Below are 14,110 nucleotides of genomic sequence, written 5' to 3'. Positions count from 1 at the left end.
TCTCCCCTCCTCTATTCCAGTATCGATGGGACCCTAAACTGTCCATCTTGATGCTGTGGTGCATTTTTCAATACCTTTTCACGCGGCAGTCCATCTGTAGGAACATCTTCCCTCATTACATTTTTCATATTGAGTACATGGGAAGTCGGTTCAACTCCGTCTGTATTCACCTCATTTAACTTTTCCACAAATGCTGTAATCTTCTCCAGCTCATCCCGCATTTTTTCTGCCTCTTCATTTGAAACAGCGATTCTTGCCAAATGGGCTACATGCTTTACCTGATCGGCTGATATTTTGGACAATCATGCCACCTCCACTTTGTTCGAACTACTAATAATACTAATGATAATAACAAACTTTGCTGCATTAAAGCAATTTGAATCTCTGCGGAGAAGCCTCTCCTTCTTGATTCTTTTGCACAAAATAAAGCCTTTGACTAGAGCCAAAGGCTTGTAGTAACTGAAATTGGTTTATACATGTATATTATACTGCATACTTTTCCGAAAAAACAGACATCTCTGCCATAGAATTCAGACATTCACTTTACAGAACAAATCAGATTATTAATGAATCCAGCTTATTTAAATATTTTTTTCACAAAAGATAGCAGGCCCTTCTTCTGCTCTGCTTTTGGGGTAATCTCAGTTTTAACATCAGTGAGATAGATATCTTCTTTATCAATGGCATGGTCATAAGCTAAAACCATCCCCAACTCGGAATCATGTTCCTGGTTCGTGACAAGTGTATAGGAGATGCTTAGTTTTTTTGCTAATTTAACGTATTTAGACAGATAAGAATAATCCATATTTCCGTTTAAAAATAAATGAGCTTCTCTGTTTTCCTTCATTAAATTATCAACCTGGTTCGGAATTCCTTTTGTCCTTACTTCTGACTGGGTCAGCGCAATAACAACCCTTTCACGAAGCGTGCTAAGGAATTTTCTTCTTTCATCAGGCTTAGTCTGCTTAGCTCCGTACATGCCTTGCTGTAAATATTCATCAACCTTCGTTTTATCCATTCCCTCCGCCTCCTTACAAACCGCTATTACTATTTATGATCATTTCATAAAAAAGGTGTTATTAAAAGAATTTCCATCCAGGGACAAAAAAAACCTCCTCTTATATAAGAGGAGGCAAAAATAGGAGTAGTATAGGTGAAAAAATCACAGCAATAAAAGATGGTACAGTGTTATTTGGAAGCGGAGAACTGCTCTTCTTCAGTCGACCCTTTTAAAGCCGTCGTAGAAGACGTTCCACCTGTAATAACCATAGAAACTTGATCAAAGTAGCCAGTTCCAACCTCACGCTGGTGTCTTGTGGCTGTGTAACCATGTACTTCGCTAGCGAATTCTGCTTGTTGTAATTCAGAATAAGCAGCCATCCCGCGATCTTTGTACCCGCGAGCCAATTCAAACATACCGTGGTTTAGAGAATGGAAACCTGCTAATGTTACGAACTGGAACTTGTAGCCCATTTTTCCAAGTTCAATTTGGAATTTCGCGATTGTAGCATCATCAAGCTTTTTCTTCCAGTTGAAAGAAGGTGAGCAGTTGTATGCAAGCAGTTTGCCTGGGAACTGTTCATGAATAGCGTCTGCAAAGCGCTGTGCTTCTTCAAGGCTTGGCTCCGCAGTTTCACACCAAATTAAATCTGCATAAGGTGCGTAAGCAAGGCCACGCGCTATTGCTTGGTCAAGGCCGGCGTTTGTTCTAAAGAAGCCTTCAGGTGTTCTTTCACCAGTGATAAACGGCGCATCTGCTTCGTCAACGTCACTTGTAATTAGATCGGCAGCATTAGCATCAGTACGGGCAATAACCAGTGTAGGCACTCCCATAACATCTGCAGCAAGACGAGCTGAGATTAAGTTTTTCACAGCTGTTTGCGTAGGCAGCAATACTTTTCCGCCAAGATGTCCGCATTTCTTTTCTGAGGAAAGCTGATCTTCAAAGTGAACTCCTGCTGCACCTGATTCAATCATGCCTTTCATCAATTCAAACACATTTAGCTGTCCGCCAAAACCTGCTTCAGCATCGGCTACAATCGGTGCGAACCAGTCAACAGAATCGTCGCCTTCTGAATGAGTGATTTGATCAGCACGCTGAAGTGCCTGGTTAATCCTTTTTACAACAGCTGGTACACTATTCGCTGGGTATAAGCTTTGGTCAGGGTACATATTCCCTGAAAGGTTAGCATCCGCAGCAACCTGCCAGCCGCTTAGGTAAATCGCCTTTAGTCCAGCTTTTACTTGCTGTACTGCCTGGTTACCTGTCAATGCACCAAGTGCATTAATGTAATCTTCCTCGTTAACGTACTTCCATAGCTTTTCCGCGCCGCGTCGGGCAAGCGTATGTTCAATTTCAATTGAACCGCGCAATTTAATAACATCTTCTGCTGTATACGGGCGAGTAACCCCACTCCATCTTGAATCCATTTCCCAGCTTTCTTGTAATTGTTTAGCTCTTTCGTTTGTCATAATCTCATCCTCCTAAAATTTTAATTAATGAATCTTTTAAACTTAAAGTTTCTCATTCTGCTCTGGCAAGACCTACAATCGACCCTCAGATCAAATTGGCCACGCCCTGTTTCTAATGCCTTTTAAGTGATTCACCCCTTTGTTATAATACAGTAAAAATTATTTATGTTTGTATTATATAACAGTAAAAATATTTTGCAACAATTTGAAGACATTTTTCTGAATTTTTTTTCGACAAGCACTAAAAAGCGGAATCGCCCGTTTAGCGACGTATGGACTGGAGCACTTCGACTGAGATAAAGGAAACACGAAGAGCGCAAGTGATTCGATGTTGACTTATCATAGGGAGAAGAGCGAAGTACACTAGTCGCTGGGCGCTGGAGCTAGATTCACTAAAAAGCAGAAGCGCCCGTTTAGCGACGTATGGACTGGAACGCTTCGACTGAGATAAAGGAAACACAAAAAAGGTGACAGGCACCATCCAGAAAACTGGATGGTGCCTGTCACCTTTATACTTGAATCTACTTATAGATCTTTCTCGACTGCTTCATCAAATTCTTCATGGATAGCTTTTTTCGGTGTGTTTCCGATTAAGCTGAATATAATGATAGCAGCTAATGCTAGGATAAAACCGGGAACAATCTCATAAAGTTGGAATGGAATAATTTTGGCATTGGTCAGCCTTTCCCAGACGACAACTGTAACTGCTCCGGTAATGATTCCAGCTAAAGCTCCATCACGGTTCATTCGTTTCCAGTAAAGAGACATAAGGATAACTGGGCCAAAAGCGGCTCCGAAGCCTCCCCATGCATAGCTGACAAGGTCAAGGACTGATGCTCCGCCTTTTTCGGGGTTTCCGTTATAGGCAAGGACAACCGCAATTAGTGCAATCACAATAACACCAAAGCGCCCGACCCAAACTAACTCTTTATCACCAGCATTTTTGCGGATGAGAGCTTTATAAAAATCTTCTGCTAAAGCACTTGATGAAACCAGCAGCTGAGAATCAATGGTACTCATGATTGCTGACAGGATTGCAGCCAGCAAGATTCCTGATACCCAAGGGTTGAATAGAACATCAGCAAAATAGATAAACACCTTTTCACTTTGATCTACATCACCTTGGATTAGTGGCTGATCTGCAAAATACGGAATTCCTGTAAGTCCGACTACAATCGCTCCGATGATTGAAATAGTCATCCAAGTCATTCCATAAAAACGTGCCTTTGGTACTTCTTCAACTGATTTAATCGCCATAAAGCGAGTGATAATGTGAGGCTGGCCAAAGTAACCCAGCCCCCATGCCATAAGGGAGATAATCCCCAGGGTAGTCATAGAGTCCATTGGATCTAAATATCCTGGGTTCATTGACCTGACCAGATCAATTGTATCGGCAGGTCCGCCGAGTTCAATGATCGCTATGATCGGCACAATAACAAGGGCTAAGAACATCAACAGGCCTTGAAAGAAATCAGTCCAGCTAACCGCAAGGAAGCCTCCCAGGAATGTATACGAAATAATAACAATCGCACCAATTAATAATGCCATATTATAGGACATTCCGAAGGTTTCCTGGAATAAGAGTGCTCCCCCAACTAACCCAGAAGAGGCATAAAAGGTGAAAAAGATTAAAATTACAAGAGCAGAAATTATTCGAAGCAAACGGCCTTTATCCCGAAAACGGTTTTCAAAAAAATCGGGGACCGTGATAGAATCGTTTGCAACCTCCGTATAAGACCGAAGTCTTGAAGCAACAAACTTCCAATTCAAATAGGCACCAATCAGCAAGCCAATACACATCCACATAGATGAAATTCCGGTTGCATACGCTAGGCCTGGTAAACCTAATAACAGCCAAGAGCTCATATCTGAAGCACCTGCACTTAAAGCAGTTACCCCCGGCCCGAGGCTTCTTCCTCCTAAGACATAGTCTGATAGATTGCTTGTCAGCCTATAAGATACAATTCCAATGATCAACATTCCGACTAAATAAACTATAAAAGTAATTAACGTAGCTATTTCCATCGCGTTTTACACATTTCTCCTTCCTAACTATAAATTTTGGCTCATCAATCGTTTGATTAATCCCCCTTTTTCTTAATCAAACGTTTGATTAAAGCTAATCACTTATACAAGCAATCGATAGCTTTATACAGCCACCTTTTGCTTACTAAGTAACTTGCTTAACACAACACTAATAATCGTAACATAAAATAAATAGTTGAGTATTTTAAATATTTTGTTTTTTATTTTATAATTCATAAATATACAAATTACCTGCATGCATTTGCTCTTACCGAAGTTTGCGCCTATAAACATACACATAAATTAATAAAATTACGTTAGCTTCCAAAGAGTTTTTCGTAATATCGTTATAAAGACTGTGATTTCCCTATTGTATTAGCACACACCCACACGACATACTCCATTCCCATTTTTCCGACTATAAAAAAATGACTCCTAATGTAAGGAGCCACCATTTGTTATGTTTTTTAATTGTTTGCTTCTAGTATTCTCTCCTCTAGTTCCTTTGTGTAAGCCTCTGTTTGCTCGGAATCCCAATTTAAGTATAGCTTCATATACTCGATCACAGGGTTTTTCCATTTTTCTACCCAATCAATATCAAATAGTAAGGCACCAGTTCTTCTTATGAAAAAGTCAGTTGGTTTTAGAGCCATTTCGCGGTGAATAGAGTACAAGAGCGGTACTTCAACAGATAGCGGCAAATTACCTTTATGATTAATTCGTTTTGCGATTTCAATTAAATGTCCTACATTGGTTCCATAAAAAGCAGCCAGATGCGCAGCCTCTTTCGACTCAAACCCTATCGATATAAGCTCTTCCTGCTTTGTCTTTGTGTGTTTAGCATAATCTTCAGGACTTCTAAACTCACCGCCAGAGAGACGCATATACTTAGTCTGGCACAGCGAGAATCTCTGCCCTGTTTCTTCAGTTAATTGCTTGCTGACCATATCAATAACTGATTCTGCCATTTTTCTGTAACCCGTTAATTTTCCGCCTGCAATCGTAATCAAGCCAGAATCTGATATCCAAATTTCATCTTTTCTCGAAATTTCTGAAGGCCCTTTTCCTTCTTCATAGATAAGAGGTCTAATTCCAGCCCAGCTTGATTCGATATCATCTATTGCTACCTTCACATCCGGAAACATAAAGTGAATGCAATCGATTATATACGCTTCATCTTCCCTGCTAATTTGCGGGTTCTCAAGTGATTCCGTGTAGACAGTATCAGTCGTCCCGACATAGGTCTTCCCATCCCTTGGGATAGCAAACACCATTCTCCCATCGGGAGTATCAAAGTAAACAGCCTGCTTGAGCGGGAATACGGTTTGATCAAGAACAATATGAACACCTTTGGTTAGCTGCAGTTTCTTTCCATTTTTAGACTGGTCCTTTTCCCGCAAAGAGTCCACCCATGGGCCAGCCGCATTAATAACCTTTCTTGCTTTTGCCGAATATTCTTTCCCTGTAAGCTGGTCTTTTATTACTGCCCCTGCAAGCGTTCCATTTTCGTATATAAAACTTTCTGCTTTTGCATAATTAACTAGCTCAGCCCCTTTTTCAAATGCCTTTTTAGCTACTTCGATTGTCAGGCGGGCATCATCCGTTCGGTATTCAACATAGTAGCCGCTGCCTTGCAGGTCCTTAGTTTTTAACAACGGTTCTTTAAGCAAGGTTTCCTGCACTCCAAGCATTTTTCTTCGTTCACCTTTCTTAACACCTGCAAGGAAATCATATACCTTCAAGCCTACCGATGTTGAAAACTTGCCGAACGTTCCATTTTTATAAATAGGAAGAAGCATCCATTCGGGATTAGTGACATGGGGAGCGTTCTCATATACAATAGCTCTTTCCTTTCCAACCTCAGCTACCATTTTAACCTCAAGCTGCTTGAGATATCTCAGGCCTCCATGAACAAGCTTAGTTGATCTGCTTGATGTTCCGCTTGCAAAGTCCTGCATTTCCACCAAAAGGGTCTTTAAACCTCTGGTCACAGCATCCAATGCCAGGCCGGCCCCAGTGATTCCTCCACCGATTATGATCACATCATATGATTTATCTTCTATCTCTTTTAAAAATTGTTCCCTTTGTAATGCTGAAAACTCACTCATAATAGACATTCCTCCTATTTTTCCATAAAAAAAACCACAACAATAAAGCCTGTATTAACCAGGGTATTGTTATGGCCTTCATCTCTAAGTCTCTGACCTATAATTATCTTTTTTTCGAGCAACGTATTGTTAAATTTAGTATGATAAAATAATTAATATAGAACATAATTTAAACGGGAGGTTCTTTATGAATATTGTAGATATGGTTGAATCTCAAATGATTGCTTCGATCAAAAATGAAAAAGATATAGACATGGCTATTAAAAGCAGCTCAAATATAGCTTTCCTGCTGACTGGAAATTTAATTAATATTGAAGACCATATCAGAAGGCTTCGCTCAGCCAATATGCATATTTTCGTCCACCTTGACTTCATAGACGGAATTTCCAACACAAAAAGTGCCGTTAGTTATATAGCTAAGGTATGGAAGCCGACGGGAATTATTACTACAAAAAGTAATTTAATCAAATTTGCCAAAGAAGAAGGGCTAATGGCAGTCCAGCGTATTTTTTTGATCGATTTCGGCGCGGTTCAAAAAGGGATTGAAATGGCCAAATCTTGCAAACCTGACGCCGTTGAAGTGCTGCCTGGCTTAATGCCGCAAATAATTGATAAGCTAACAAAAGAAATCCACCTCCCGTTAATCGCGGGCGGACTTATTAGTGAAAGAGCAGACGTGCTGGCAGCACTTGAATCCGGTGCACTTGCTGTATCATCCGGCAACCCTTCCATGTGGAATTTGAATTTATAAGCTGGAAACACCCTTAATACTATCAAACACGTAAGACGGCTTGTAAACTGAGTTCCCAATCATTTCTTTCGTTGTAATCCCGGTCAAAACAAGTACAGAGTTTAAACCATTTTCATTGCCCATTTTAATATCTGTTTCCAAACGGTCGCCGATCATATAACAACTAGCGGCATCGAGCCCAAGTATCTTAGTCACAACATACTCTGCCATCAGTTTGGAAGGCTTCCCAGTTATCGAATCTATACGTTCACCTGTTGCCCCTTCAAGGGCGCCAATCATCGCTCCGCAGTCAGGGATTTCTCCACCTTTGACAGGACAAGTCCTGTCAGGGTTGGTAGCAATAATTTTTGCCTTATTTAGCCATGCTTGAAAAGCAAGGTTAATTTTCTCATATGAAAACTCCCGGTCCCAGCCCAACACTACATATTTAGCTTTCGAAGGATCCTTGGTTATCGGGATCCTTTCTTCCTGTAACTCTTCAAAAAGAGGCTGCTCTCCAATTACCAGAGCAGCTTCCCCCTCTTGTAAATTGTCCTTAAGAAATTTTGCAGTGATAAAGTTAGAATTGATAACTTCATTGAGATTTACTTCAATTCCCAGTTTATTTAACTTTTTTACATAGTCAGCTCGAGTAGAAATAGACTTATTGGTGAGGAAGACAACTTTGTCACCTCTTGCCTTTAATTCCTGAATGGTTTCTGCTGCACCCTCAATGATTTCATCATCTAAATAAACGGTTCCATCTAGGTCAAATATGAATCCTTTTGTCAATGTCAGTTCCTCCAGCGTTAGTTAGGATTTCTAGCCGACATGCGGTTAGCAATTGCCTGTAAGATAAGAACTAGAACGACTAGGACAATCGACATCGCCGCTGCCGTATAATACTCACCCCGCAGGATATTTTGGAAAATCGCCAAACTCATTGGTGCCCACTCTGCAGGTGCCAGCAAAATAGAGATACTCGTTTCTTTAATTACAGTGATAAAAACAAGCACCGAACCGGCTGCAATTCCTGGAAGCATTAATGGTCCAATAATCGTAATTGCCGCTGTCAACGGGGTGGCTCCTAAATTTATAGCTGCTTCTTCGACATCCTGTTTAATTGACCTCATTGTTCCCATTGTGGAACGAACCATATAAGGCAGCCGTCTAATGGTGTACGCTAAGATTAACAGCAGTGCTGTACCAGTAAGGTGCAATGGTGCAGTGTTGAAAGTTTGAATCAAAGCAATACCAAAAGCAATCCCCGGAACGACTAAGGGAATCGATGTGAGGAAATCAAGTTTAGTTGAATTTTGCCTTACAACGAAATAAGATACAAATGTTGCGATTACGACACTTAAAGCGAGTGCTCCGAGCGCGAGAATAATACTGTTTTGAATATTCCCCATAGAGCTTGTAAAAATAGTTTTATAGTGGTCCAGCGTATAACCATTTGGGAGAGGATCTTTTCCCCAAGTGGTCGCAAAAGACTGTAAAGTAATTGAAAGCATTGCTAATAATGGAATTAATACTAGGAAACCAGAATAAACAGTAATCACTCTTGTTAAAACTTTATTATCGTTTAATTTCTGAACTTTTGGTTTACCAGAAACGGAACCATAGTTTTTTCCTTTAGTGAATAGGTGCTGCAGCCAGAAAAAGAATGCCGCAACAAGAACCATAACCACCGTTAAGATGGCTGCTCCACCCCAGTTAAAGAAACCTGCAATTTCTCTGTACGCCTCTACAACAAGCAAGTTGAGATTGCTTGGCGCTAAAATAATCGGGGTTCCAAAGTCAGAGAAACTAACAGTAAAGATAAGTAAAGCACTTGATATTACGCCCGGTATGGCAAGCGGGAAGGTTACAAATACAAAGGTAAACCAGTTCTTCGCTCCAAGGTTTTGCGAAGCTTCTTCAAGCGTAACATCACTAACCTTGAAAGCAGCAACCATCGGCCATAGTGCATATGGAAAAAAGAAAAACACTTGAACAAGGACAATCCCTGTCATTGAATATGGGTTGATTAACATTCCCTCAAACCCAAGCGACTGCCATATATGCGTAACCCAGCCCGCGCGCCCAAACATGATAATGAATGCGTAGGCGGAAATAAATGTTGGAACAATCAGCGGAATAGTACATAATGCTGAAATCGTTTTTTTGAAAGGCATAGTTGTTCTTGCAATCCCGTAAGCAATCGGAATGCAGACAAGTATAACAATCAGGGCTACCAGCAAAGCAAGACCTAAGCTATTTTTTAATGCACTACCATAGCTGCTGTTTTGCAGCATGCTTGTATAGCTTTCTATTGATGCCCCTTGGAACTTTTCAATCGTCGAGCTTAAGATTTTCGGATCTGTTAACGATCCTAATAAGTTGATAGGCTGTCCTGTAAAACTTACTAAGAATACCGAAAATAAAGGAAGCAGCATGAAAATTATGAAGAAAAGGTAGATTAAAGCTTTTACAAGCGTTAGTCCATTGAATGCATCCTTTAATTTGTTCATATCAATAACACCCTTTCAGGCTCTATTGACATTTTAATTTTTTCTCCTGCAGCTAAAATGCTTTCACCTGAAGAATATGTAGTATCAACAACAAGCTGGTAATTCCCTATCTGGACATCGTATCGAACGATTGATCCTAGGTACGTAGAAACAACAATGTCACCCTCCAGCAAATTTGAGGCATCGCTTGGTACACGGTCCGCTTTGTAAACTTTGATATTTTCAGGCCGAATAATTACGTCTACTTCTTTCTTCGTGGATGTTTGTGATGATCTTAACTGAAAACCATCTCCCTTTATAATCGAGAGACCATCCACTTCATCAACAACCGTACCCTTCAACATATTAGATGTTCCGACAAAATTTGCAATAAAAGGGGTCGCAGGCCTGCTATATAAGTCCGTCGGTGTCCCGATTTGCATGACTTCTCCATGATCCATAACCGCTACCCGGTCAGCCATACTCATTGCTTCTTCCTGATCGTGAGTAACGAAGATAGTTGTAATACCCAAATCCTGCTGTATCCTTCTTATCGTATTACGCATAGAATGACGCAGCTTTTGATCCAAATTTGATAATGGCTCATCCATCAACAGCACTGCCGGTTCCATAACTAACGCTCGTGCAAGAGCGACACGCTGCTGCTGTCCGCCAGAAAGTTCACTCGTTAATCTTGTAGCATAGCGATCCAATTCTACATATTCTAGAATTTCCATGACCTTCTTTTCAATATCCTTAGGATACTTTCCAAACTTTCTATTAAGAAGCCTTAAATAGATTCCCGCCTGCGATATCACATTGCTTGAGTTTAATTGTTTAATATTTAAGCTGTAAGCAACATTTTCAAAAACGTTCATATGCGGAAATAGCGCATAGCTTTGGAATACCATACCGCAATTTCTGCGATTTGGCGGAATCTTGTTTACAGCCTTGTCTCCAATTAATATAGTACCTGTTGTAGGCTGTTCAAAACCTGCTATACATCTCATAGTTGTAGTTTTACCACATCCTGAGGGGCCAAGCAGGGCGAAAAATTCGCCCTCTTGGATATCCAGGTTCACGTTATTTAAAGCTTTTACGCCTGCAAACTCTTTAGTTAGTTGATCAACTTTAACCGAACCCATAATAACCACCTTTATTTATTGAATTTTCGTTTTCCATTCATTTCTTACACGATCATAATTTTCATTAACCCAATCGATATCCAGGTCAATAGCATGCGACTTAACATTTTCTAACGAAAGTGGAGTCTTTGACTCTACATCCGGATTGATTGGAATATGGTACCAGTTTGCAAGAATCTGCTGGCCTTCCTCGGATAACAAGAAATCGATTAGCTTTTTACCACCTTCAGGGTTAGGACCGCCTTCAACAATAGAAACTGGATTTACTAGAATAGGAGTTTTGTCTGGAACAATAAAGTCAACACTTTCTCCTTTTTCCTTTGCTTCATAAGCCATAAAGTCAAAACCTACGCCAATGTGCGCTTCACCCATTGCAACTGCTTTAGTTGGTCCAGAACCTGAGTCAGGAATAGAGTTTGCTTGGTCTGAAAGCTTTTGGAAATACTCCCATCCTTCATCTTCTCCACGCTGCATCATTTGGCTAAGAACCATCAAAGTAGAAGTTCCAGATGCTGCTGGATTAGAGAACTGAATTTTCCCTTCCCATTTCGGGTCTAAAAGGTCATCCCATGTCTTAGGTGCTTCTTCTTCGGAAACTAGTTCAGTGTTATATGCAAATCCTAAAACGAACACTTCAACACCAACATATTTTCCATCCTGGTGCTTTACCTTGATACCATCTTCAACAACATCCCAATCTTGTGCCATATCAGGAACATAGGCACCAATAATCCCTTTATCTACAGCAGCTTCGAACGGAAGGATCCCTCCGCCGCCGTACCAAACGTCACCTTGCGGATTATCTTTTTCAGCCATCATGCGGTTTACCAATACGTTTGTTCCTGCGTATTGAACATCCACACTGCTTCCTTCGTTAAGCTCTTCAAACTTTTGCCCTAGTTCTTTTGTCATGTCAGGTGTTTCTGGAGAATAAAAAGTGATTCTGCCGATATCCCCTTCTTCTCCGCTTCCGCCGCCGTCTCCGGATGAACTTTCCCCTGCACATGCTGCCAAAATACTTCCTACTAATGCTAATGAAGTTAGCATTGCTACAAACTTTTTCATCTTCAAACCCCCTATAAATTTTTAAGTAGATTATTCCTGTCGAATTTAAGGCATAGAAAAAAGAGAGTCCACACCAAACGCAGCCCTCTATCTGGAAGGGCTTTCATTTAGGGTTTCATCTCTTGGTCTCTTCCCGTATATTCGATTAATTCTTATTATACATAAGTTTCTAAACATTGCAACAATATATTACATAAATTTTACATTGTTGACATTTTTTCATGTTGACAACAAAGTACTTTTCCCTTTATCGGGACAAGGCAGAAGCAAAATCTAGCAACTTCTTAAAAGAGCAGGCTAAATTCGAGACGCCAAATCAATGTCCTGGGGGGTTTTCCTTACAGGCGGATCGACGAACGCCTCCCGTAATGCAAGCGCTTGGAGCGTAAGTGAACCCTTTCTCCTGCAATTGATAGTAAAAATGACAAAAGGCACCGAGAGAGTGTGTGCCCTCGATACCTTTTGCCGACAATTTGACACCCTTGTTTCTCAGAGTGCCTATTTTTTGCATTAGTACATTTCAGATGTAGTTTGGCCCTGCATATGAAGCAGCAGATAATCAGGCCCGCCGGCTTTGGAATCCGTGCCGGACATATTGAAACCGCCAAATGGCTGGTAACCGACGATTGCCCCTGTGCAGCCACGGTTAAAATATAAATTCCCTACATGAAAGTCTTCGCGCGCTTTTTGAATGTGATCACGGTTGGTCGTAATCACAGCACCCGTTAAGCCGTACTCAGTATTATTAGCTATCTCGATCGCATGGTCGAAATCCCTCGCCTTAGAGAAGGCTACCACCGGTCCAAAGATTTCTTCCTGCATTAGGCGCGCCTTAGGATCAACATCGGCTATAACAGTTGGCTGGATGAAGTAACCAGTAGAGCTGTCTCCCTCTCCACCTGCAACGACTCTGCCTTCCTGTTTCCCGATTTCTACATAATCCATGATTTTGTTAAAGGCACTTTGATCAATAACCGGACCCATAAAGTGGCTATTATCTTCTGGATTGCCCACTTTTAGCTCGTTCGTTAACTCAGTTACCCTATTAAGCACTTGATCATATACATCTTCCACAATTACCGCACGGGAACAAGCTGAACATTTTTGGCCTGAAAAACCAAATGCCGAAGCCACGATCGACTTGGCAGCTAATTCAAGATCAGCCTCCTTATCCACAACAATCGTGTCTTTCCCGCCCATCTCCGAGATAACCCGCTTAAGCCAAAGCTGGCCATCACCGTGCGTCGCAGCACGATTAAAAATGCGCAGGCCGACATCGCGTGAACCAGTAAAGGAAATAAACCTTGTGTCTTTGTGGTCGACCAGATAGTCTCCTACTTCAGCACCGCTTCCTGGCACAAAATTTAGTACTCCCTTTGGAAGCCCTGCCTGTTCTAATACTTCAACAAACTTCGCTGCCACGACAGGTGTTGTCGAAGCAGGCTTTAGTAAAACCGTATTTCCAGTTACAAGCGCGGCAACAGTTGTACCTGCCATAATGGCCAGCGGGAAATTCCATGGAGAGATAATTACACCCACTCCAAGCGGGATATAGTCATAACGGTTATATTCATTTGGACGGCTGTTCACTGGAACTCCGTCTTTATGCTTTAACATTTGGCGGCCATAATATTCAAGAAAGTCAATTGCTTCAGCTGTGTCAGCATCAGCCTCATTCCATGGCTTGCCTGCTTCTTTCGTTAACAATGCGGAGAATTCATGTTTGCGCCGGCGGATAATTGCTGCAGCTTTAAACAAAACGTCTGCACGGGTTTCTGCTTTAACCTTTTTCCAAGTTTTAAATGCTTCAACAGCAGCTTGCATAGCTTTTTCAGCCAGCTCCTGATTCGCTTTGGAAACGCGCCCAATCACTTCTTCTTTATTAGCGGGATTATATGAAATAATCTTTTCTTCTGTAGTGACTCGTTCGCCGCCAATAATTAGATCGTAATCCTGACCAAGATAACCTTCAACTGTTTTTAATGCCTCTAGATAAGCGTTGCGTTCTTCTTCAACAGCAAAATCTGTGAAAGGTTCATGTTTGTATGGCTGTACCATCCGATCGCCTCCAAT

The 14,110-nt window shown here is 41.2% G+C and carries 11 protein-coding genes; 1 reads left to right on the top strand and 10 read right to left on the bottom strand.

All coding sequences use genetic code 11. From position 1 onward, the window contains the following. Positions 1-11: 11 nt before the first annotated feature. From gatC to HRJ06_RS14060, 5 genes are all read right to left on the bottom strand, one after another. Entirely contained in the window at positions 12-302 is a 291-nt protein-coding gene (gatC, locus tag HRJ06_RS14080) for an Asp-tRNA(Asn)/Glu-tRNA(Gln) amidotransferase subunit GatC (RefSeq protein ID WP_174733584.1), read from the bottom strand. 275 nt (positions 303-577) lie between these two features. Beyond that, positions 578-1,018: a YueI family protein gene (locus HRJ06_RS14075; RefSeq protein WP_174733583.1), complete on the bottom strand. Its 441-nt coding sequence runs from the start codon at positions 1,016-1,018 to the stop codon at positions 578-580. A 170-nt stretch (positions 1,019-1,188) separates the two neighbouring features. Further along, the gene (gene aceA, locus HRJ06_RS14070; RefSeq protein WP_174733582.1) at positions 1,189-2,472 is read right to left on the bottom strand and encodes an isocitrate lyase; all 1,284 of its coding nucleotides are present in this window, start codon (positions 2,470-2,472) and stop codon (positions 1,189-1,191) included. 525 nt (positions 2,473-2,997) lie between these two features. Beyond that, entirely contained in the window at positions 2,998-4,497 is a 1,500-nt protein-coding gene (gene putP / locus HRJ06_RS14065) for a sodium/proline symporter PutP (RefSeq protein ID WP_174733581.1), read from the bottom strand. A gap of 467 nt (positions 4,498-4,964) precedes the next feature. After that, the gene (locus HRJ06_RS14060) at positions 4,965-6,605 is read right to left on the bottom strand and encodes a glycerol-3-phosphate dehydrogenase/oxidase (RefSeq protein ID WP_174733580.1); all 1,641 of its coding nucleotides are present in this window, start codon (positions 6,603-6,605) and stop codon (positions 4,965-4,967) included. Between the two features lie 187 nt (positions 6,606-6,792). On the opposite strand from HRJ06_RS14060, the gene HRJ06_RS14055 reads away from it, so the two are divergent. After that, positions 6,793-7,356: a glycerol-3-phosphate responsive antiterminator gene (locus tag HRJ06_RS14055; protein ID WP_174733579.1), complete on the top strand. Its 564-nt coding sequence runs from the start codon at positions 6,793-6,795 to the stop codon at positions 7,354-7,356. On the opposite strand, the gene HRJ06_RS14050 is transcribed toward HRJ06_RS14055, so the two are convergent. From HRJ06_RS14050 to pruA, 5 genes are all read right to left on the bottom strand, one after another. After that, entirely contained in the window at positions 7,351-8,127 is a 777-nt protein-coding gene (locus HRJ06_RS14050; protein ID WP_174733578.1) for an HAD-IIA family hydrolase, read from the bottom strand. The two genes, HRJ06_RS14055 and HRJ06_RS14050, sit on opposite strands and share 6 nt — an antisense overlap. Before the next feature lie 17 nt (positions 8,128-8,144). Beyond that, on the bottom strand, positions 8,145-9,848 hold the full coding sequence (locus HRJ06_RS14045) for an ABC transporter permease (protein WP_174733577.1): 1,704 nt from the start codon (positions 9,846-9,848) through the stop codon (positions 8,145-8,147). Beyond that, on the bottom strand, positions 9,845-10,972 hold the full coding sequence (locus HRJ06_RS14040; RefSeq protein WP_174733576.1) for an ABC transporter ATP-binding protein: 1,128 nt from the start codon (positions 10,970-10,972) through the stop codon (positions 9,845-9,847). Before HRJ06_RS14040 ends, HRJ06_RS14045 begins: the two co-directional genes overlap by 4 nt. Positions 10,973-10,987: 15 nt before the next feature. After that, positions 10,988-12,037, bottom strand: a complete 1,050-nt coding sequence (locus HRJ06_RS14035) for an ABC transporter substrate-binding protein (RefSeq protein ID WP_174733575.1) — start codon at positions 12,035-12,037, stop codon at positions 10,988-10,990. 510 nt (positions 12,038-12,547) lie between these two features. Beyond that, positions 12,548-14,095 (bottom strand): L-glutamate gamma-semialdehyde dehydrogenase, encoded by a 1,548-nt coding sequence (gene pruA / locus HRJ06_RS14030; RefSeq protein WP_174733574.1) that lies wholly within the window; start codon positions 14,093-14,095, stop codon positions 12,548-12,550. Positions 14,096-14,110 lie beyond the last annotated feature (15 nt).

Origin of the sequence: Mesobacillus harenae, from assembly GCF_013343715.1 — a bacterium.
GTDB lineage: Bacteria > Bacillota > Bacilli > Bacillales > Cytobacillaceae > Mesobacillus_A > Mesobacillus_A harenae.
Note: the sequence above shows the minus strand (reverse complement) of the source record. Positions and strands in the feature narration are given on the sequence as shown.

What these genes read in the sequence shown, in the direction of transcription:
- HRJ06_RS14045 (WP_174733577.1), bottom strand. Translation starts at nt 9,848, where the DNA reads ATGAACAAATTAAAGGATGCATTCAATGGACTAACGCTTGTAAAAGCT.
- HRJ06_RS14040 (WP_174733576.1), bottom strand. Translation starts at nt 10,972, where the DNA reads ATGGGTTCGGTTAAAGTTGATCAACTAACTAAAGAGTTTGCAGGCGTA.
- aceA (WP_174733582.1), bottom strand. Translation starts at nt 2,472, where the DNA reads ATGACAAACGAAAGAGCTAAACAATTACAAGAAAGCTGGGAAATGGAT.
- HRJ06_RS14075 (WP_174733583.1), bottom strand. Translation starts at nt 1,018, where the DNA reads ATGGATAAAACGAAGGTTGATGAATATTTACAGCAAGGCATGTACGGA.
- HRJ06_RS14060 (WP_174733580.1), bottom strand. Translation starts at nt 6,605, where the DNA reads ATGAGTGAGTTTTCAGCATTACAAAGGGAACAATTTTTAAAAGAGATA.
- HRJ06_RS14035 (WP_174733575.1), bottom strand. Translation starts at nt 12,037, where the DNA reads ATGAAAAAGTTTGTAGCAATGCTAACTTCATTAGCATTAGTAGGAAGT.
- pruA (WP_174733574.1), bottom strand. Translation starts at nt 14,095, where the DNA reads ATGGTACAGCCATACAAACATGAACCTTTCACAGATTTTGCTGTTGAA.
- putP (WP_174733581.1), bottom strand. Translation starts at nt 4,497, where the DNA reads ATGGAAATAGCTACGTTAATTACTTTTATAGTTTATTTAGTCGGAATG.
- HRJ06_RS14055 (WP_174733579.1), top strand. Translation starts at nt 6,793, where the DNA reads ATGAATATTGTAGATATGGTTGAATCTCAAATGATTGCTTCGATCAAA.